The sequence below is a fragment of the Blastococcus sp. SYSU DS0619 genome, from assembly GCF_054051035.1.
Window position 1 is genome coordinate 17,446 of the sequence record NZ_JBJHAM010000005.1, and the last position, 17,671, is coordinate 35,116.

Consider the following 17,671-nt stretch of genomic DNA (forward strand, 5'->3'; position numbering starts at 1 on the left):
GTCCGACCGCCTGCCGGTCAGAGGCGGCTGGTCGTCGCCTCGTCCTCGGCGCCGCCGAAGTAGTGGTCGAGCACCTCGCGGAACACCGGCTGCTCGGGCGCGGCCCGGGCGAAGAGGGTCATCGACGAGCGCAGCTTCTGCGCGTCGATCGAGCCCATCACGCGCACCGGGTCGTCGGTGTCGAGCGCGGTGAGCGCCCGCGCGCACTCGACCAGCCGGCGGCCGAGCGTCGGGTGCGCCAGGTAGGCGCGGGCCTCCGCCAGGCCCGAGAGCGCGAACCGCTGCGCCATCCCGCTGCGGCCGAGGCCCGCGATCTGGGGGAAGACGAACCACATCCAGTGGGTGCGCTTCTCGCCGGCGCGCAGCTCGGCCAGCGCCTGGTCGTAGGTCTGGGCCTGCGCGTCGACGAACCGGCGGAGGTCGAAGGAGTCGCTCACGGGCACCAGGGTGCCGCACGGCCCCGGCGCCCGTCGGCGCCCGGGCCGGTGCGGGAGGTGCGCGCGGTGCGGCGCACGTCGTTCAGCCATGACTTAACAGCGACGTCACTGCCGGGAAACCACCGCTGCCGCCGGAGGAGCTTGAGTCGTGGACGAAGGCGCTCACGCGCGATCCCGGTCCGCCACCACGGTCCGGCCACCGTCCCGAAGGAGTTCCATGAGCGCCCGTCCCGCGCAGCGACTGCTCGCCCTCGCTGCCTCGGCCGCCGCCGTCGTCGCCCTCGCCGCCTGCTCGTCCGACCCGGCCGACTCGACAGACGAGGCCGCCGCGAGCGGCGCGAGTGGTGAGACCGAGACGGTGACGGTCGGCACCCTCCGCGGGCAGCCCCACTTCTACGCGCCGTTCCTCTACGAGGAATACGCCGAGGAGGGGGTGGAGTTCGAGGTCGTCATCCTCGACAGCACGCCGTCGCTGTCGGACGCCCTCGTCTCCGGCGCCGTCGACTTCGCCGTCACCGGGGTCACCTCGACCGTCTCCTCGATCGCCCAGGACCGGGACCTGAAGATCGTCGCCTCGGCCGCCGACGGCGGCTGGGGGTTCCTGGGCAACGACATCGACTCGGTGTCCGACCTCGTCGGCAAGAAGGTCGGCTACATCCAGGGCAGCGCGCCGGAGGTGGCCCTGCGGCTCATCCTCGAGGAGGAGGGCATCGACCCGGCCGACCTCGAGCTGGTCACCGTCGCGCCGCCGGAGCTCGCCTCGGCCCTCGCGAGCGGCTCCATCGACGCCTTCTTCGGCGTGGAGATCGGCGTCTCCCTCGCGAAGGCGGCGGGCAGCACCGAGATCGCCGACCCCTACTCGACCTCCATCGGTCAGGTGAACATCGGCCTGGCCACCCGCGGGGACCTGATCGAGGAGAACCCGGACCTGGTGCAGAAGGTCGTCGACACCCACGTCGCCACCACTGCCTACATGAGCGAGAACGTGGACGAGTGGCTGCCGGACATGGTCGCGGAGTTCGGCGGCGACCAGGAGGTCCTGGAGACGGCGCTGGAGAACTTCACGCTCCGGTCGGACCTGAGCCAGGAGTACCTGACCCAGGTCGAGGCGCTCGTCGGAGAGATGGCCGGCCTGGGCCTGATCGACGAGGCGCCGGCGATCGAGGACATCGTCGACACCACGTTCGCGCCGGAGGACTGATCCGCGGGGGCGCCGGGCGGTCCCCGGCCGGCGCCCCCGACCGCCCACCACCTCTGAAGGACATCGCCATGGCCGACACGGCCACCACCACGGGCCCCACGGCGCCGGTCGGCGCCCCAGGCACCCTGGCCCCGCCGCCCCGCACCCGCCGACGGCGCGGGGGGAGCACGGCCCGCGCCGTGCTGCTCGGCCTGCCGGTCCCGATCCTGTTCCTGCTGTTCTGGCACGTCGGCCGCCAGCAGGAGTGGGAGCTGCCGTTCGGCATCCGGATGGGCTTCCTGCCCCTGCCGGGCGACGTCGCCGTCTCGCTGTGGGACTACGCCTTCGGCGGCCTGCGGGACGACGCGTTCAGCCAGCTGCTGTGGACCGATCTCGGCGCCAGCGCGCTGCGCGTCGCCTCCGGGTTCGCCCTCGCGACGGCGATCGGCGTGCCGCTGGGCATCGTGATGGGCCGCTTCCGGACGGCGTTCGCGCTGTTCGACCCGATGATCAACCTGTTCCGTCCCATCCCGGCGACCGCCTGGGTCCCGCTCGTCGCCCTGCTGATCGGCTACGGCGACCAGGCGTCGATCTTCCTGATCACGCTGTCGGCCTTCTTCCCGATCGTGCTCGGCACCATCAGCGGCGCCCGGCAGGTGCCCGAGCGGCTGCTGGAGGCCGCGCGGATGCTGGGCACCTCCGGTCCGGGCACGCTGCTGCGGGTGGTCCTGCCCGCGGCCGCGCCGGCCATCGTCAACGGCATGCGGGTCGGGCTGGGACTGGCCTGGGTCATCCTCGTGCTGAGCGAGACCACGGGCGTCCCCACCGGCCTGGGCTCGACCATCTTCCTGGCGCGGGACGTCGTCCGGACCGACCTGATCGTCGTCGGGATGATCTGCATCGCGATCGCGGGGTTCCTCTCCGACCGGTTGCTCATGCTGCTCTTCGGCGTCCTGTTCCGCGACCGTCCCCTGATCAAGTAGGAGCAGCGATGAGCACCCACGTGCCAGCCTGCCGGATGGCCGACGTCCGGCTGGCGGACCTCGGCAAGGCGTACGAGACGCCGGGCGGCGAGGTCCTCGCCATGTCCGGCGTGTCCCTGACGATCGCGTCGGGCGAGTTCGTCGCCGTCGTGGGCGCCAGCGGGTGCGGCAAGAGCACCCTGCTGCGGATCCTCGCCGGGTTCGAGCACGCCACCGCCGGCTCCGTCGAGGTCGGCGGCGCACCGGTCACCGGACCGGGCCCCGACCGTGGCGTCGTCTTCCAGGACTACGGGCTGTTCCCCTGGCTGACCGTGCGGGAGAACGTCTCCTACGGTCCCGCCCGCAAGAAGCTGCCCCGGGCGGAGGTGCGGCAGGTCGCGGACCGGTTCATCGGGGCGGTGGGGCTGAGCCGGTTCGCCGAGAAGTATCCCGCGCAGCTGTCCGGGGGGATGCAGCAGCGGGTGGCGATCGCCCGCGTGCTGGCCAACGACCCGTCGCTGCTGCTGATGGACGAGCCCTTCGGCGCCCTCGATGCGCTGACCCGCTCGGACCTGCAGGCCGAGCTCAAGCGCATCCACGCGGAGACCCACACGACGGTCGTCCTCGTGACGCACTCGATCGAGGAGGCGGTCTACCTCGCCGACCGGGTGGTGGTGATGACCGGTGGCGCGTCCCACGGCGTGCCCGGGCACGTCAGCGAGGTCGTGCCGGTGGAGCTGGCGGACCGGGACGTGACCGCGCCGGCGTTCAACGCGGTCAAGCGGCGGATCGCCGACCTGGTGCACGCCGCCCCCGTCGGTGTCTGAGCAGGTCGGCGACTTCGCCCCCGACCTGCTCGGCGCGAGGATCCGGCGGCTGCGCCAGGACGTCGGCCTCTCGCTCACCGAGGTCGCCCGGCGGCTGGGGGTGAGCGCGTCGGCGGTCTCCCAGATCGAGACCGGGGCCATGGCGCCGTCGGTCGGCCGGCTCGTGGGGATCATGGGGGTGCTCGGGCTGCCGCTGACGACGGTGTTCGACCAGTCCGTGGCCCCGGCCTTCCCGCCGGCCGACGGCGAGGCCGCGGCGGGGGAGGAGCTGCGCGGGGTGCGCGTGGCGAGGGCGGGCGGGGCGCGGACCCTCGGCCTCGACCAGGGCGTCGTCTACCGGCGGCTGACCCCGTACCCGCTGCCGGGCACCGAGTTCTTCGAGTCGACCTACCCGCCGGGCGCCGCATCCGGGGAGGAGGGGGACTTCCTCGCGCACAGCGGCCTGGAGACCGGCGTCGTGACGTCGGGGATGCTCACCTTCCAGTTCGGCGACGGCGAGGTCGAGCTGTCCCACGGGGACGCCATCCACTTCCCGGCGGCGAAGCCGCACCGCGTCGTCAACCGCACCGGCGAGGTCGCCGTGGCCACCTGGCTCACCGTGGGCATCCCGGGAGGGCGCACCGCCGGCAACGGTGCGCCGGCGTGCGCCCACGGGCGGGTCGCCCCCGCGGGTAGCACCGGCGACGGGGGACGCCGGGTCGGAGTGCGCCCGGACCGATGACTCGCGGGCGCCGTCGCCGTCCTATCCGGCATGCAGACGACGACGCTCGACCTGGGCCCGCAGACTGCCGAGGTGGCCCGCGTGGTCGCCGGGGTGCGGGACGACCAGCTGGACGATCCGACGCCGTGCGCGGGAACCCCGGTGGCCGGCCTGCTCAGCCACCTGGCCGGCCTCACCCTGGCGTTCCGGCTGGCCGCGGAGAAGACCGCGTTCGACGGCGGCCCCTCGGCCGACCCGGCCGACCTGCCCGCGGACTGGCGCACCCGGCTGCCCGCGCAGCTCGCGGCGCTGGCCGCCGCCTGGCGCGACCCGGCCGCGTGGGAGGGGGAGGCGGAGGTGGCCGGTGTGCGGATGCCCGCGCCGGCGATGGCCGCCGTCGCCCTGGACGAGGTGCTGGTGCACGGCTGGGACCTCGCCGTCGCCACCGGCCAGGACTACCGGCCCGACGACGCCGCCGTGCGCGCGTGCATGGAGTTCGTCGGCGACCGCAGCGACCCCGCGGACGAGCCCGAGGGGTTGTTCGGCCCGCCGGTGCCGGTGCCCGGCGATGCGCCCGCGTTCGACCGGCTGCTCGGGCGCACCGGCCGCGATCCGCGCTGGCGGGCCCGGGCCGAGCCCGCATGACGGCGGGGTGCGCGCCGCCTGACCGGACGGGTCCGGCGCCGCCCCCGAGGGGGCAGCGCCGGACCGGTGTGCGCCTCACGGGTCAGGCGTGCCCGTGCCCGTTCTCGGCCAGCGGGAGCCCGCGGTGGGTCTCGGAGTGCCCGCAGGTGCACGCGCCCGCGGGGCAGTGCGAGCAGGACGCGCTCGGCGGCAGGTCCAGCGCCGGGTTGCCGTCGAAGAAGCCGACCGGCTTGAGCATGAAGCCGATGTAGGCGCACGGCATGACCGGCCAGTCCTCCGGCCGCACCACGTGGTGGGCGCCGACGGTGTACCAGAGCACGACGTCGGTGTCCTCGAGCGGCGCGTCGTCGGCGATGTACTCGGGCAGGCCCTGCGCGTCGGGGCTCTGGTACGGGTAGTCGCCGGCCGCGTACAGCTCGCGCGGCTCGTACCTCGTCACCCACAGGTGGTGCTGGACGAAGCGGGCCCGGTCGAAGATGTAGGACCCCTCCTGCAGCATCGAGGGGACGACCTCGCGCGGCATGAGCTTGTAGCCGACCGGGCTGCCCAGCTCGTTGACCCTCGAGGGGTTGACCACCTTCCAGTACCGCGCGGTGGAGAACTCCCAGTCCCGCGCTCCCTCGGCCTCCGACGCCACCAGCGTCTCCCGGGTGATCCAGGCGTTGGCGTGCGGGTTGAGCGCCGGGTCGGGCTCGGGGACTGAGTCGACCTCGTAGACGCTGTTGCCGGGGCCGTCCACGCACATGTCCATGCGGACGTTGAAGTGGTGCTGGTGGTGCGGCCCGTAGAGGCCGGGGGCGACGAGGTTGCCGTAGCGCGGCTTCTCGCCCTCGGCGATCGCGCCGGTGGTGAGGACGCCGGTGAGCTTGACCTCGTACTCGATGTTGCCGTCGGTGTAGAGGTACCAGAAGAAGCCGTACTCGTAGTTGCCGACGGTGGCGATGAAGGAGATGACCAGCCGGCGGGAGCGGCGGACCTCGACGACGCCGGTGCGGAAGTCGGTGTGCTTCCAGGCGATGCCGTAGTCCTCCTCGTGCATGCAGACGGCGTTGGGGATGGTGACGGCGTTGCCCATCGAGTCGTTGACGACGCCGTCGAAGTAGAAGATCTCGCCGAGGCAGTCGCAGCCGAGGGTGAGCGGGTTGGCCATCAGCCCCATCCCGACCTCGCCCATGTCGAACACGTTCTTGTTCCAGTGGGTCGGGGCGGTGTCGCCGTACGGGACGACCATCTCCGAGAGCGCGGCGCGGTACATGATCGGCCGCTCGACGCCGCGGTCGGTGTAGCCGAGCTGGTGCAGCACCAGGCCCTCGCGCGGGTTGAACCCGACCCGCAGCGACCACTTCTGCCAGGTCACGTTCCAGCCGTCGACGGTGAAGCTGGGGCCCTCGGGCTGGGTGATCTCGATCGGCTTCAGGTCGTCGCGGAACGCGCTGAACGCCGGCCGGTTGCCCTCGCGGAACATGAAGCGCTCTTCGTAGTTCCCGGCGTACCGGGGGAGCGGCACCACGCCGTGGTCCTCGACGTCGATCACGGCCATGGCGTCGAGGTCGAAGGTGACGATGACGCCCTCGACCGGCCGGGCGTAGCCGTGCTCGCCGGGCTCGGAGCGGATGAACGTCAGCGGCCGGCACAGCAGCGGGGAGTTGTCGTAGTGGTCCTGTGCGCCGTAGTAGCCGGTGGGCCACGGGTCGACCATCGCCAGGTCGAAGTCGGTGACGCCGCGCCTGCGCATGGCCTCCTGCCAGCGGGGGTCCTGCACCACGACCTTCTCCACGCCGTCCATGTGCTCGGCGAGGTAGGAGGGGAAGCGGCCGGGCACCGGCGTCCAGGCGGCGAGCAGCCCGGCCTCGAGGTCGACGACGCCTTCGAAGATCAGCTTCTGCGCGCCGTCGTAGGCCACCACGAAGGCCTGCCGGGGCGGGACGTCGGCGGGGTCGAAGACCAGGCTGGCCGGCTTGGCCGGCTCGGCCAGCGAGATCATCACGAACCGCAGGGTGGGGGTGGCGTGCTCGCTCCCCATCACGATCGAGCCGGCGCGCTCGATCTCGGCGCCGCTCAGCGGGTCCAGCGGGTGGCGCGCGGCGGCGGGGGAGACGCCGGGCAGATCGGTCAGTGCGGTGTCGACGGCCATGCGGAGACGCTCCTCGGGCGAGTGCGGGATCGGAAGGGGGACGGCGGTGCCGGTCAGACCGGCTCGCCGGCCGACGACGCCGAGCGCTGCTCCGGGAGCTCGAGCACGGCGAGGTGGGCGAGGGCGTCGGGTGCGCTGAGCTTCTCCGCCGACCGGCGTCCGAAGACGTAGACCAGCAGGCCCACGAGCAGGGCCACGGCGACGATCGAGCCCAGCCAGGTCATCCAGGTGGACGCCGGGACGTCGATCCAGGGGGTGGCGAAGGAGTAGTAGATGCCGGCCGTGGTGCTCAGCGAGCCGATCACCGCCACGGCCCAGACGGCGGGCATCCCGCCGGGGATCCGCCAGAAGTCCTCGGTGGCGTAGCGGTCGGCGTACCGCTTCCGCGCCCGCACCAGCGGCACGAAGAAGAAGAAGCCGGAGACCAGCCAGATGACGCTGAGCGCGCCGGTGAGATAGACGGTGACGTTGGCCAGGCTGGACTGCGAGAACAGCGCGACCATCACCGTCGAGGAGAGCGCGCCCTGCACCAGCAGAGCGGTCACCGGGTTGCGGGTGCGCGGGTTGAGGTGGGTGAAGATCCGCGGCAGGTGCCGCTCGAGACCGGAGACGAAGATCAGCCGGGAGTAGGCGATCTGGTAGGTCACCAGCGCCACGAAGACGATGAGCGCGAGGACGACGGCGGCGATCTCCATGAGCCCGGGGAAGCCGGCGACGTCGAGCATCCCGATGACGCCGGTGACCGGGTCGATCTGCGCCGACGGCAGGGCCATCATCGTGCCGAGCGTGGTGAGCAGGTAGATGGCGATCAGCGCCAGCGAGCCCCAGCCGATCATGCGGGTGGCGCTGCGCTTCACCGACAGGAACTCGGCGCCCATGTTGAACGGGGTCTCGACGCCGACCAGGTAGAGCAGCACGGTGCCGAACAGGAAGCCGCCCACGGCGAAGTTCGGGATCAGCGCGTCGCGGGCGACGAACTCGGTGGCCGGACCGCCGTTGTTCACCGCGTACAGGGCGCCGGCGACGAAGATGACCGCGGTGAGCACGCCGTAGGTGAGGAAGGCGGCGTTCATGATCCGCTGGTTGGCGGCGAGCTTGGCCAGCGCCAGGCCGATGACCACCCAGAGGATGAGCAGCTGCAGGATGATGCTGAGCGTGATGCCGATCTCGGCGTGGAAGGCGAGCAGCAGCAGCTGCACCACGATGGCCGGCGACGCGGCGCCGTTGAGGATCACCGGCATCCACGACAGGTAGCCGCCGAAGAACGCCATCGGCTCGTTCATCGTGCGGTAGGCCCAGATGTAGACCCCGCCCTGCCCCGGCCAGAGGTTGCCGAGCTCGGCGACGGCGAGACCGGCCGGAACCAGGAACAGCACGATGCCGAGCACCCACATCGGGATCGCGTTCCACCCGCCGGTGGCCATCACCGAGGAACCGGTGATCCAGCAGATGATGAACACGTAGGTGGCGGTGAGGCCGAACGTGCTCATCACCTTGGGCAGCACCTGCTCGGGCACCAGCTCGGTGGTCATGGGCAGTGCGCGCTGGGAGGGCGCTGCCGGTGGAGGAGCGGACGGGGTGGCGGACGTCGGCAGGGCATCGGCGGACATGGGCACTCCTGGGCGTCGGGCAGGGCGGAGCTCGGGCGGGGGGTGTTCGGGTGGGGGTGTCCCGGGGTGGCGTCCGGGGTGGTGCGCTCCTGGGAGCTAGTGCGCGCCGTCGATGGCGCCGTCGGTCATCCGGACGACGCGGCTGGCCTGCTCGGCGACCGTCGGGTCGTGCGTGCTGGCGACGACGGTGACGCCGAGGTCCGAGCACAGGTCGCGCAGCAGGCGGACGACGGTCGCGCCGGTGCGGTGGTCGAGGTTGGCCGTCGGCTCGTCGGCGAGGATCAGCTGGGGGTTGCTGATCAGCGAGCGGGCGATGGCGGTGCGCTGCTGCTCGCCGCCGGACATCTTGGTGGGGGAGTGGTCCACCCGGTGGCCGAGGCCGACCAGGTCGAGCAGTTCGAGGGCCCGCTTCCGGAGCGCGGCCCGGTCGTAGGGCTCGAACATCAGCGGCAGCTCGACGTTCTCCACGGCCGACAGGAACGGGATCAGGTTGTAGCTCTGGAAGATGAAGCCGACGGTGTCGTGGCGCAGGGCGGCGAACTGGCTCTCGGTGAGCGTCGCGGTGTCGGTGCCGTTGATGACGACGCTGCCCTTGGTCGGCCGGTCCAGCCCGCCGATGATGTTGAGCAGCGTCGACTTCCCGCTGCCGCTGGGCCCCATCAGGCAGACGAACTCGCCGGGGAGCACGGTGAGGTCGGCGTCGACCAGCGCGCGCACCACCTCGTCGCCGAGCTTGTGCAGCTTCCACGCGCCGGTCACCTGGACGACGGGCCGGGCGGTCGCCGGCGTCGCGTCGGGGCCGGCGGTGCCGGTGCCGGTGCCGGGGGCGGTGTCGGGAACGAGGGTCATGGTCAGGCTCCAGACGAGAGGGATCGGATCGGCGGGCGGGAGGCGGCCCGCCAGGTCGGCAGGATGCTGGTGGCCACGGCGGCGACGGCGCTGACGACGACGGCGACCAGCACCCCGACGGCGGTGCCGGTGGCGGACACCCCCGTGGCGGCGGCCCCGGTGGCGGCGAGCACCGCCGCGGTACCGACGGCGGCGGCCGAGCCGAGGACGGCGCCGGCGACCGAGGCGACCACCGGCTCCACCAGCAGCGCAGCGACCACGGGCGGCCGGGGCACGCCGGTGGCGCTGAGCACGCCGAGTTCGCGGGTGCGGTGCACGACGGTGCGGGTGGTGGAGACCGCCACCTCCACGACGCCGACCAGCAGCACCGTGACGGCGATGAGCACCACGGCCCGCTCGATCGCGTCGGCGTGGCCGAGCGCCGCGGCCTGGGCGCTGATCCCCGAGGCCATGCCGAGCACGAGCACGAGGAGGAAGGCGCCGGTCGCCGTCGTCACGACGGGCAGCGCCAGCGCCTCGGCGCGGCGGCGGGTGGAGAGCAGGCCGTAGGCGAGGCCGAACCTCAACTGGTTCATGCGGAGTCCCCGAGGAGCTGGACCGGCCGCTGCTGCAGCAGCCGGTGGACCGGTACGAGCGCGCCGACGATCGCCATCGCCGGCAGGTAGGCGGCGACGGTGCCGGCGGCGGCGAGCCAGGCGACGGGGGTGGCGATCTCCGGCACCACGAGCCAGACGGCGACCCCGGCGAGGCCGATGCCGAGGAGGTACGCCGAGACGAAGACCAGCGCGGACTCGACGAGGAAGAAGTAGAGGACCTCGTCGGCCAGGCCGATGCTGGCCATGATCCCGAACTCCCGGCGTCGCTCCTGCACCGCGGCGAGGAAGGAGGAGATGGCGATGACGAAGCCGAGCACCAGCCCGATCACCGAGATCAGCCCGAACGCCGAGCTGGTCACCTGGCCGGAGAAGAGGGCGGAGAACTCCTGCTCGAACGTCGTCGCCCCGCTGCCGCCGACCGCGTCGTAGATCAGCCCGTCGCCGCCGGCCTCGGGCTGCACGGCCGGGTTGGTGGTCGCGGGCAGCCCGCTGTCGGCCGACAGCAGGGCGCCGAGGTCGTTGCGGCCGGCCTGCTCGGCCGGCTCGGTGACCGTCCACCAACCGTCGTCGCCGACGACGTCGACGGCGAGCGCCTCCGGGACGGCGACCACCGGGTCGTCGCCGCCGACGGTTACCGCGAGCTCGGCGCCCCCGAAGGCCAGGGTGTCGCCGTCGCCGAGCCCGAGCGTCTCGGCCGCCTGCGAGCCGAGGACGGCGGTGCCGCCGGCGACCGCGTCGCTGCCGTACACCGGCAGGTCGCCGGCGTCCGACGACCAGACGCCGGTGACGGTGCGGGTGGCCGTCCAGCCGTCGGGGACGGTCAGGTCGGGCGCCGGGCCGTCGGCGACGAACGCGCCGGCGTCGCTGTCGTAGTGGACGCCGGCCGCGGGCACCGCCCACAGCGAGGCGCCGTCGAGCACGCGGGTCACGGAGTCGCTGCCGGTGATGGCGAAGCTCGAGGAGATGGTGCGCACCACGGTCACCGAGAGGATGGCCAGGGCGATCCCGAAGACCGCGAGGGCGAACCGCTCCGGGCGCCGGCGCACGTTCGCGAGGGCGAACCGGAGCAGCCGGACCGACGTGCTGTCGCGCAGACTCCGGGCGGCCGCCTCGATCTGCACCGGGTGCGCGAGAGAGCCGGTGCGGGTCTCCTCGACGGTCGTCACTGCCATGCCGGAACTGTGGTGGCGGGTTGTTTCCCCTGTTCGGCCCGCGTTCTTCCGTGCTGGTGAACGGACGACCCGCCGCGTGAACGCCGCGTTCCCGAGTTCGCACTCGAGGCGGGCAGGCGCTCAGGGCATCGCTCAGCGGCGGGCGGCCGCTCCCGCGGCGAGGGCGGCGGCGACCAGCTGCGCGCCGACCAGCCCGAGGCCCAGCCACATGAGCGGACCCGGCGTGCCGGCCCCGTGCACGTGGCCGGATCGGGGGGCGAGCATCTGCAGGTGGACGACGAGCATCGCGGCGTCGACCGTCGCCGTCACCGCCCAGACCCGCCCCGACGGATCGCGCCACAGGTGCCAGGCGCACGGCAGGCAGGCCAGCGCCATGCCCAGCATGGCCAGCGAGCCGAGGGTGGAGGTGTCGACCAGCAGCAGGTGGACGACGGCGGAGCCGAGCGCCAGGAGGGCTGCGGCCCGGCCGAGGACGCGCACGCCCGCGGGCAGGGCGAGGACGGCGGTGCCCTCGCGCGGGAACGTGGTCATCAGGTCTCCCGGTGGTCGCCGGCGCCCGGCCGGCGCCGCCTGCGCCACCGACCCTGTCGGCCGGTCGTTTCCGGAGCATCTCGGGAACGGGACGTTCCGGCGACACCCGCGCGCGCCCCCCGAGCGGCCGCAGATGTCGAAGCCGTGTCATCCGCCGTCCGCCCCGCTGCCCCGCCCGCCGGATGGGAACCCAGGGGAGGACAGCAGCACCGCACGAGGAGGAGTCATGCGCAGGAGCACACGGATGGTCGCCGGCGCCGTGCTGGCCGCGGGCCTGGGGCTGAGTGGCTGCGGCCAGGACGACGAGGTGGACGAGGGCCCCGGCGTCCCGGAGGTCTTCCAGAGCGAGGAGGTCGGCAGCCCCGACCAGGTCGACGGCGGCGAGGAGGACGCCGACGGCATCGATCGCGGCACCGGCGGCATCGACGAGGACGACAACACCGGCACCGACGACGGCACCGGGGAGGAGGACGCCGGCAGTGTCGACGGCGGGCCCGACGTCGACGACACCGCCGACGTCGGCTGACCCGCGACACCCCGGGCGACGGGAGCGAGATCGGTCACGGTGCCATGACCCGGTGCGCCTGCCGATGAGCAGTCGTGGGTGACGGTCCTTCGCGATCCCCGTCGCCCGGGGGTGCACCGCATGAGCGAGCGACGACGTCGTCTCGGCGACGGGCTGGCCGTCCTGGCCGGCGCGCGTCCGGACGTGCTGGCGGCCGCGCCCGGGGCGCGGCCCCGGTTCGTGGCGCTGGGCGGCGTGCTGCTGAGCACCGGCGCGCTGGCCGCGGTCTCGGCCGCGTTCGCCGTCGCGATGGCGCTGGGCGTGTGGTGGCCGCTGGCCCTGCTCGTCGGCCTCGGCTGGGGCGCGGTCGTGGTCAACCTCGACCGGATGCTGCTGGTCGGGATGGCGCACGACTCCTCGCTGAAGCGCAACCTGGCGATGGCCGTGCCCCGCGTGGGGCTGGCGCTGGTGCTCGGCGTCGTCGTCGCGACGCCGCTGACGCTGCAGGTGTTCCACAAGGAGATCGACGCCGAGATCGTGGTGATGCAGGCCGAGGCCGCCGACGCCCACCGGCAGACCCTCGAGGCCGACACCCGGTTCGCCGGGCTCCCGGCGCTCGAGGAGCGGATCGCCGCGCAGGAGGCGGTCGTCGCCACCGGCGGTGCCAGCGACGCCGGACTGGCCGCGGTGCGCGGCGCGGTGCCCACCAAGCAGGCGGCGCTGGACTCGGCGCTGGTGCTGTCCCGCGAGCTCGACGCCAAGGCCCAGTGCGAGCTCGACGGGACCTGCGGCACGGGCGACGCCGGCACGGGCGAGGCCTACGCCCAGGCCCGCGCCGCGGCCGACGCGCAGGCCGCCGTCGTCGCCGCGGCCCGCAGCGAGCTGGACGCCGCCGTCGCCGCCGTGGGCGCGGCCGAGGGCCGCAGCGCGGCGCTGGCCTCGTCGTCCCTGGACGGCGACCGGGCAGAGCTCACCCGGCTGACCGCCGAGCTGGACCGGCTGCAGGCCGCCTTCGACGCCCAGAACGAGGGCTCGGGCGGGATCCTGCTGCGGCTGGAGGCGCTGGACCGGCTGGGCGACAAGAACGGCACCCTGGCCGCCGCGCAGTTCATGCTCTCGCTGCTGTTCATGTGCGTCGAGGTGCTGCCGGTGCTGATGAAGCTGCTGCTGAACTTCAGCCCGCCCACCGCCTACGACCGGCTGGCCGCGATGCGCGACTCCGGTGACGTCGACCTGGAGGAGATGGCGCAGGAGTCGCGGCGGACCGTGGCGCAGGCCAAGGAGGAGCTGCTGGTGCTCGCCGAGAAGGAGCGGGTCGACCGGCAGAAGGAGGCGATCCTCGCGCGGCGCCGGGCGGCGCTGGCCGAGGTCGCGGCCCGGGTGGAGCGCGAGCGGCAGGTCGAGCCGGCCCCCGTCGAGCCGGTCGTCGGCGAGGAGCCGCGGCAGCTGTGGGACACCGGCCCGATCCGCGAGCTGGCCCGCAGCGCCGCCGTCCGGACGGTGCGCTCGGTGCGCCGTCGCCCCGGCGACCGGACGCCGACGACCGTCTGACCCCCGCTGGGGGTCCGCTGCCGGTCTGCTGTGAGTCCGCTGCCGGAGCGCTGCAGGACGGCTCCGCCGTGCGAGAGTCCGGAGCGTCAGCCGGGCGGCTCTGGCCGCCCGGCTTCCTGCTGCGCGGGCCGGCTCCCGGCACCGCCGCACATCCCCGATCCGACGTGAGGACACCATCCCGATGAGCACCACCACGCCCGAGCCGACGCAGCAGATCGACGGCGGAGCGGACCCGGCCGGCACCGGACCGGCCGGCGAGACCCTCGCCACGGGGTCGGCCGGCGAGCCCGGCTGGGCGCAGCGGAACAGCGGGCTGCTGACCGCGGTGCTGATCGCCGTCGTGGTGGCGGCGATCGCGATCGCCGGGCTGATCCTGTGGCGCGGCGGAGTCGACGACGACAACGCCGCCACCGAGGCCGCGTTCACCGAGACGGTGACCGCGCAGGGCGCCGAGGTGACCACCGTGGAGTGCGACGGCGACACCTGCGCGGCGATCATCGGCGGCCAGGCCTACACGGTGCTGGTCCAGGTCGACGAGGACGGCGAGCAGCAGTTCGGCGTCGCCGCCTACACCGGGGACTGAGCCGGCCGGCAGGTCGGAGAGTGCGCTGCGTCACCCGGACGGGGGGAAGTCGGCGCGACGGCGATCTGACCGGTGAAGTTCCGCTTTCCGGCAGCCGAGGACAGTGCCATGCAGATCAGCCGGATGGCCCCCGAGGTGGCCACCCCGCGGGTCGTCGCCCGGACCGCCGGGCTGCTCACCGCCACGGGGGGCCTGGCGGCAGTCGCGCTGGTGCTCGGCACCCCGGGCGCGCTGCGCGCCGTCCACCCGGCCATCACCGCCCTCGGACCGGTCACCACGCTGCTGGGCCTGGCCGTGATCCGCTGGGGTCACCTGGTGCCGCGGGTCTTCTTCCAGGTGCTCGTCGCCATCGGCTCGGTCGGCATCGGGGTCGTCGCCGTCGCCTCGCCCATGGCGCACGGCGCCGTGGCGGTGCTGGCGCTGATGACGTTCGCGTCGATGGACGCGTTCCTGTTCTTCCCGCTGCTGTGGGCGCTCGGGTTCCTCGCGGAGCTGCTGGCCATCGGCGCGGTCGTGGTCGTGCTGCGCGGCGACATCGCCATCGGGCCGGCGCTCGTCCTGGGACTGCTCGTCGTCGGCTCGGCCGGCGCGGTCGGCGTCCTCGCGCGGCGGGCGGCCAGCGCGTCCGAGGACGCGCTCACCGGGCTGATGAACCGGCGCGGCTTCGACGAGGCGCTGGACGCCGCGGCGCGGGCGGCCCTGCGCACCGGTGAACCGCTGTCGGTGGCGCTGTTCGACCTCGACCACTTCAAGGCCGTCAACGACACCCGCGGCCACGCGGCCGGCGACGAGATGCTGCGCGCGGTCGCGGGCGCCTGGCGGACGTCGCTGCCGCGCGGCGCCGTCCTCGCGCGGCACGGCGGCGACGAGTTCTCCCTGCTGCTGCCCGGGCACGACGGCGACCGGGCGCTGGCCTGCGCCGAGCGGCTGCGGGCGGCGCTGCCGGACATCGGCACGTCGGTGGGCGTGGCCGAGTTCGAGCTGGGCGACTCCCCGGCTGACGTGATGCGGCGGGCCGACGCCGCGCTGTACCGGGTGAAGACCTTCGGCCGCGGCCGCAGCGAGCTCGACGCCGGTGGCCGCAGCCCGATGGCCCGCGACCTGGCCGCCGCGCTCGCCGACGGGCCGACCGGTGGGTTGTCGGTGCACCTGCAGCCGATCGTCACGCCGGCCGACGGCGCCATCGCCGGCGTCGAGGCGCTGGTGCGGTGGCACCACCCCGAGCGCGGGCCGGTGCCGCCGACGGAGTTCGTGCCGGTGGCCGAGCAGGAGGGCCTGGTCGGCGCGCTGGGCGCCTTCGTGTGGACGGCGGCCTGCCAGGACGCGCGGACGCTGTCCGAGGCGACCGGGCGGGCGCTGTTCCTGACCGTCAACGTGTCGGGGCTGGAGCTGGACGACCCCGGCTTCCCCGACCGGGTGCTGGCCACGCTGGCGGCGACCGGCTGGCCGGCGTCGCGCACCGTCGTCGAGGTGACCGAGAGCCTGGTGGAGGCCGAGACGACGCAGTCGGTGCAGGCGCTGCACGCGCTGCGCCGGCACGGGCTGCGGGTGGCGATCGACGACTTCGGCACCGGCTACTCGGCGCTGTCCCGGCTGGACACGCTGCCCACCGACTACCTGAAGCTGGACAACTCCTTCGTCTCGACGATCACCACCTCGAGCCGGCGGGCGCGGCTGCTGCGCAGCGTCATGGCGCTGGCCGACGGGCTGGACCTGGTGCTGATCGCCGAGGGCGTGGAGACGCCGGAGCAGGCGCGGACGCTGACCGCGCTGGGCTGCCCGTTCGCGCAGGGCTACCTGTACAGCCGGCCCCGCCCGGTGGCGGAGCTGGTCGCCGAGCTCGCGCAGGGTGGCCCGGGTCACGCCGCCGCCGTCCTGTCAGCTCCGGTGCCATCGGCTAGACAGTCCCCATGACCGAGGTGACGACGGCGACCGGTGGCGGCATGCTCTCCCGCGAGGAGATGGACGCCGCGCGCGAGCGGCTGCCCATCGTGTACGTCGACGTGGTGCCGGTGCGGGTGGACGACCACGGCACGGTGATCGCCGTCGGCCTGCTGCTGCGGGCCGGTGAGGACGGGCAGATCAAGCGGGCGCTGGTGTCGGGGCGGGTGCTGTACCACGAGCGGGTGCGGGCGGCCCTGCTCCGGCACATCGAGAAGGACCTCGGCCCGCTGGCGCTGCCGCGGCTGCCGCCCGCGCCGCAGCCGTTCACCGTCGCCGAGTACTTCCCGACGCCGGGGGTGACGCCGTTCCACGACCCGCGGCAGCACGCGGTGTCGCTGGCCTACGTGGTGCCGGTCGAGGGTGACTGCGCGCCGCAGCAGGACGCGCTGGAGCTGACCTGGTTCTCGCCGCTCGAGGCCCGCGACCCGGCGGTGCTCGCCGAGTTCGAGAACGGGCAGGCGACGCTGCTGCTGCAGGCGCTGTCGCACCTCGCCGTCTGACGCGTCGGTGGCCCCGGGGCCACCGAGATGCGCATCGTTGCGGTTGCCGGCGGTGCAGAAGCGCAACGATGCGCATGAGCGCGGGTGCAGCGCCGCGGTCAGGTCCGGGAGGCGACCGGCTGGTTGCTGGCCCACAGCAGGAACCGCGTCGCCTGCTGCAGATCGGGGATGTCGTTGCCGACCAGCGACTGGAGCAGGTCGTTGCTCCAAGTGGCCAGGCGGCCGATCGTCCACGTGGTCTTCGCGGCCGGCGGCAGGTCGAGGTCGAAGACCAGCTTGGCGATCTCCTTCTTGCCGTCCGTCGCGGCCGAGTACCTCAGCACCGGCAGCCACCGATCGGGCTCGACGACGCAGAGGACCTTGGTCAGCAGCGGCTCCTTGTTGAACAACGGGAAGCCCACGGCCTTGCCGTCGATCAACTGGGTGAGCCGGTCCTCCAGGCGCACGGTCTCTGGGCGGTGCAGCAGGTAGCCGATCGACTCGCGGACCTTCTGCGCCGCCGTGTCCGGACCCTGGGTCTTCCAGACCCGGTTGAGGCCGGACATGTTGCCGGGCGGGGCGATCGTGCTCGAGTTGGCGAAGTGCAGGAGGTCCTCGGCAGGGGCGCCGGGGAGACCCTCACGGCTGAACAGCTCCCGGTAGCGGTCGCGGTACTCGCCGATCTCCGGGTCGGGCTCGGGCCGGTCGAGCAGGAACTCGGCCTGCAGCACGGCGACCCGGTCGCGGATCTCGTGGCGGACGGCGGCGGCCGTGGGGAAGTCGGCGTGCAGCGAGTCGATCGTCTGCACGGCGGGCCGGCCGGGGTCGCGGCGGACCTCGCCGCGCAGCCACTCGGTGCCGCAGTCGTTGCAGTGGATGAGCAGCCGGCTGTCGGCCTGGGCCGTGCCGTTGATGTCTTCGCTCGAGCAGTTCGGGCAGGCGACCAGCGCCATGGAGCTCCTCGTT

General features: G+C 73.6%; 18 protein-coding genes. 10 read left to right on the top strand and 8 right to left on the bottom strand.

Annotated elements, in window-relative coordinates:
- Positions 1-17: 17 nt before the first annotated feature.
- Positions 18-437, bottom strand: coding sequence for a DUF1810 domain-containing protein (locus ACI79T_RS08675; protein ID WP_456609648.1), 420 nt, complete (start codon positions 435-437; stop codon positions 18-20).
- Positions 438-654: 217 nt separating this feature from the next.
- On the opposite strand from ACI79T_RS08675, the gene ACI79T_RS08680 reads away from it, so the two are divergent.
- The 5 genes from ACI79T_RS08680 to ACI79T_RS08700 all read left to right on the top strand — a co-directional run bounded on the left by ACI79T_RS08680 (position 655) and on the right by ACI79T_RS08700 (position 4,751).
- Entirely contained in the window at positions 655-1,638 is a 984-nt protein-coding gene (locus ACI79T_RS08680) for an ABC transporter substrate-binding protein (protein WP_456609649.1), read from the top strand.
- Between the two features lie 68 nt (positions 1,639-1,706).
- Complete coding sequence (locus ACI79T_RS08685; protein ID WP_456609650.1) at positions 1,707-2,600, top strand: ABC transporter permease; 894 nt, start codon at positions 1,707-1,709, stop codon at positions 2,598-2,600.
- A gap of 8 nt (positions 2,601-2,608) precedes the next feature.
- On the top strand, positions 2,609-3,406 hold the full coding sequence (locus ACI79T_RS08690; RefSeq protein WP_456609651.1) for an ABC transporter ATP-binding protein: 798 nt from the start codon (positions 2,609-2,611) through the stop codon (positions 3,404-3,406).
- Positions 3,399-4,127 (top strand): helix-turn-helix domain-containing protein, encoded by a 729-nt coding sequence (locus ACI79T_RS08695; protein WP_456609652.1) that lies wholly within the window; start codon positions 3,399-3,401, stop codon positions 4,125-4,127. The genes ACI79T_RS08690 and ACI79T_RS08695 overlap by 8 nt, the downstream gene beginning before the upstream one ends.
- A 30-nt stretch (positions 4,128-4,157) precedes the next feature.
- Complete coding sequence (locus ACI79T_RS08700) at positions 4,158-4,751, top strand: TIGR03086 family metal-binding protein (RefSeq protein WP_456609653.1); 594 nt, start codon at positions 4,158-4,160, stop codon at positions 4,749-4,751.
- A gap of 82 nt (positions 4,752-4,833) precedes the next feature.
- On the opposite strand, the gene ACI79T_RS08705 is transcribed toward ACI79T_RS08700, so the two are convergent.
- From ACI79T_RS08705 to ACI79T_RS08730, 6 genes are all read right to left on the bottom strand, one after another.
- Complete coding sequence (locus tag ACI79T_RS08705; protein WP_456609654.1) at positions 4,834-6,885, bottom strand: primary-amine oxidase; 2,052 nt, start codon at positions 6,883-6,885, stop codon at positions 4,834-4,836.
- Between the two features lie 53 nt (positions 6,886-6,938).
- Positions 6,939-8,495: an APC family permease gene (locus ACI79T_RS08710; RefSeq protein WP_456609655.1), complete on the bottom strand. Its 1,557-nt coding sequence runs from the start codon at positions 8,493-8,495 to the stop codon at positions 6,939-6,941.
- Positions 8,496-8,591: 96 nt separating this feature from the next.
- Positions 8,592-9,344 (bottom strand): ABC transporter ATP-binding protein, encoded by a 753-nt coding sequence (locus ACI79T_RS08715; protein WP_456609656.1) that lies wholly within the window; start codon positions 9,342-9,344, stop codon positions 8,592-8,594.
- 2 nt (positions 9,345-9,346) lie between these two features.
- On the bottom strand, positions 9,347-9,919 hold the full coding sequence (locus tag ACI79T_RS08720) for an FtsX-like permease family protein (protein ID WP_456609657.1): 573 nt from the start codon (positions 9,917-9,919) through the stop codon (positions 9,347-9,349).
- Positions 9,916-11,112, bottom strand: coding sequence for an ABC transporter permease (locus ACI79T_RS08725; protein WP_456609658.1), 1,197 nt, complete (start codon positions 11,110-11,112; stop codon positions 9,916-9,918). Before ACI79T_RS08725 ends, ACI79T_RS08720 begins: the two co-directional genes overlap by 4 nt.
- 132 nt (positions 11,113-11,244) lie before the next feature.
- Entirely contained in the window at positions 11,245-11,643 is a 399-nt protein-coding gene (locus ACI79T_RS08730) for a hypothetical protein (protein WP_456609659.1), read from the bottom strand.
- 226 nt (positions 11,644-11,869) lie between these two features.
- Here ACI79T_RS08730 and ACI79T_RS08735 point away from each other — a divergent pair, with 226 nt between their 5' ends.
- From ACI79T_RS08735 to ACI79T_RS08755, 5 genes are all read left to right on the top strand, one after another.
- Positions 11,870-12,169: a hypothetical protein gene (locus tag ACI79T_RS08735; protein ID WP_456609660.1), complete on the top strand. Its 300-nt coding sequence runs from the start codon at positions 11,870-11,872 to the stop codon at positions 12,167-12,169.
- A gap of 120 nt (positions 12,170-12,289) precedes the next feature.
- The gene (locus ACI79T_RS08740; protein ID WP_456609661.1) at positions 12,290-13,699 is read left to right on the top strand and encodes a DUF4407 domain-containing protein; all 1,410 of its coding nucleotides are present in this window, start codon (positions 12,290-12,292) and stop codon (positions 13,697-13,699) included.
- Positions 13,700-13,880: 181 nt separating this feature from the next.
- The gene (locus ACI79T_RS08745; protein WP_456609662.1) at positions 13,881-14,282 is read left to right on the top strand and encodes a hypothetical protein; all 402 of its coding nucleotides are present in this window, start codon (positions 13,881-13,883) and stop codon (positions 14,280-14,282) included.
- A gap of 108 nt (positions 14,283-14,390) precedes the next feature.
- The gene (locus ACI79T_RS08750; RefSeq protein ID WP_456609663.1) at positions 14,391-16,196 is read left to right on the top strand and encodes a putative bifunctional diguanylate cyclase/phosphodiesterase; all 1,806 of its coding nucleotides are present in this window, start codon (positions 14,391-14,393) and stop codon (positions 16,194-16,196) included.
- The gene (locus tag ACI79T_RS08755) at positions 16,193-16,726 is read left to right on the top strand and encodes a DUF4916 domain-containing protein (protein WP_456609664.1); all 534 of its coding nucleotides are present in this window, start codon (positions 16,193-16,195) and stop codon (positions 16,724-16,726) included. The genes ACI79T_RS08750 and ACI79T_RS08755 overlap by 4 nt, the downstream gene beginning before the upstream one ends.
- A gap of 98 nt (positions 16,727-16,824) precedes the next feature.
- Here the strand turns inward: ACI79T_RS08755 and ACI79T_RS08760 are convergent, their stop codons facing one another.
- Positions 16,825-17,658, bottom strand: coding sequence for a hypothetical protein (locus ACI79T_RS08760; RefSeq protein ID WP_456609665.1), 834 nt, complete (start codon positions 17,656-17,658; stop codon positions 16,825-16,827).
- Positions 17,659-17,671: the final 13 nt, after the last annotated feature.

Excerpts from the sequence above, each read along its gene's own strand:
- ACI79T_RS08735 (WP_456609660.1), top strand. The coding sequence starts at position 11,870 with ATGCGCAGGAGCACACGGATGGTCGCCGGCGCCGTGCTGGCCGCGGGC.
- ACI79T_RS08720 (WP_456609657.1), bottom strand. The coding sequence starts at position 9,919 with ATGAACCAGTTGAGGTTCGGCCTCGCCTACGGCCTGCTCTCCACCCGC.
- ACI79T_RS08680 (WP_456609649.1), top strand. The coding sequence starts at position 655 with ATGAGCGCCCGTCCCGCGCAGCGACTGCTCGCCCTCGCTGCCTCGGCC.
- ACI79T_RS08705 (WP_456609654.1), bottom strand. The coding sequence starts at position 6,885 with ATGGCCGTCGACACCGCACTGACCGATCTGCCCGGCGTCTCCCCCGCC.
- ACI79T_RS08700 (WP_456609653.1), top strand. The coding sequence starts at position 4,158 with ATGCAGACGACGACGCTCGACCTGGGCCCGCAGACTGCCGAGGTGGCC.
- ACI79T_RS08760 (WP_456609665.1), bottom strand. The coding sequence starts at position 17,658 with ATGGCGCTGGTCGCCTGCCCGAACTGCTCGAGCGAAGACATCAACGGC.
- ACI79T_RS08710 (WP_456609655.1), bottom strand. The coding sequence starts at position 8,495 with ATGTCCGCCGATGCCCTGCCGACGTCCGCCACCCCGTCCGCTCCTCCA.
- ACI79T_RS08745 (WP_456609662.1), top strand. The coding sequence starts at position 13,881 with ATGAGCACCACCACGCCCGAGCCGACGCAGCAGATCGACGGCGGAGCG.
- ACI79T_RS08685 (WP_456609650.1), top strand. The coding sequence starts at position 1,707 with ATGGCCGACACGGCCACCACCACGGGCCCCACGGCGCCGGTCGGCGCC.
- ACI79T_RS08715 (WP_456609656.1), bottom strand. The coding sequence starts at position 9,344 with ATGACCCTCGTTCCCGACACCGCCCCCGGCACCGGCACCGGCACCGCC.
- ACI79T_RS08750 (WP_456609663.1), top strand. The coding sequence starts at position 14,391 with ATGCAGATCAGCCGGATGGCCCCCGAGGTGGCCACCCCGCGGGTCGTC.
- ACI79T_RS08740 (WP_456609661.1), top strand. The coding sequence starts at position 12,290 with ATGAGCGAGCGACGACGTCGTCTCGGCGACGGGCTGGCCGTCCTGGCC.
- ACI79T_RS08725 (WP_456609658.1), bottom strand. The coding sequence starts at position 11,112 with ATGGCAGTGACGACCGTCGAGGAGACCCGCACCGGCTCTCTCGCGCAC.
- ACI79T_RS08690 (WP_456609651.1), top strand. The coding sequence starts at position 2,609 with ATGAGCACCCACGTGCCAGCCTGCCGGATGGCCGACGTCCGGCTGGCG.
- ACI79T_RS08730 (WP_456609659.1), bottom strand. The coding sequence starts at position 11,643 with ATGACCACGTTCCCGCGCGAGGGCACCGCCGTCCTCGCCCTGCCCGCG.
- ACI79T_RS08755 (WP_456609664.1), top strand. The coding sequence starts at position 16,193 with ATGACCGAGGTGACGACGGCGACCGGTGGCGGCATGCTCTCCCGCGAG.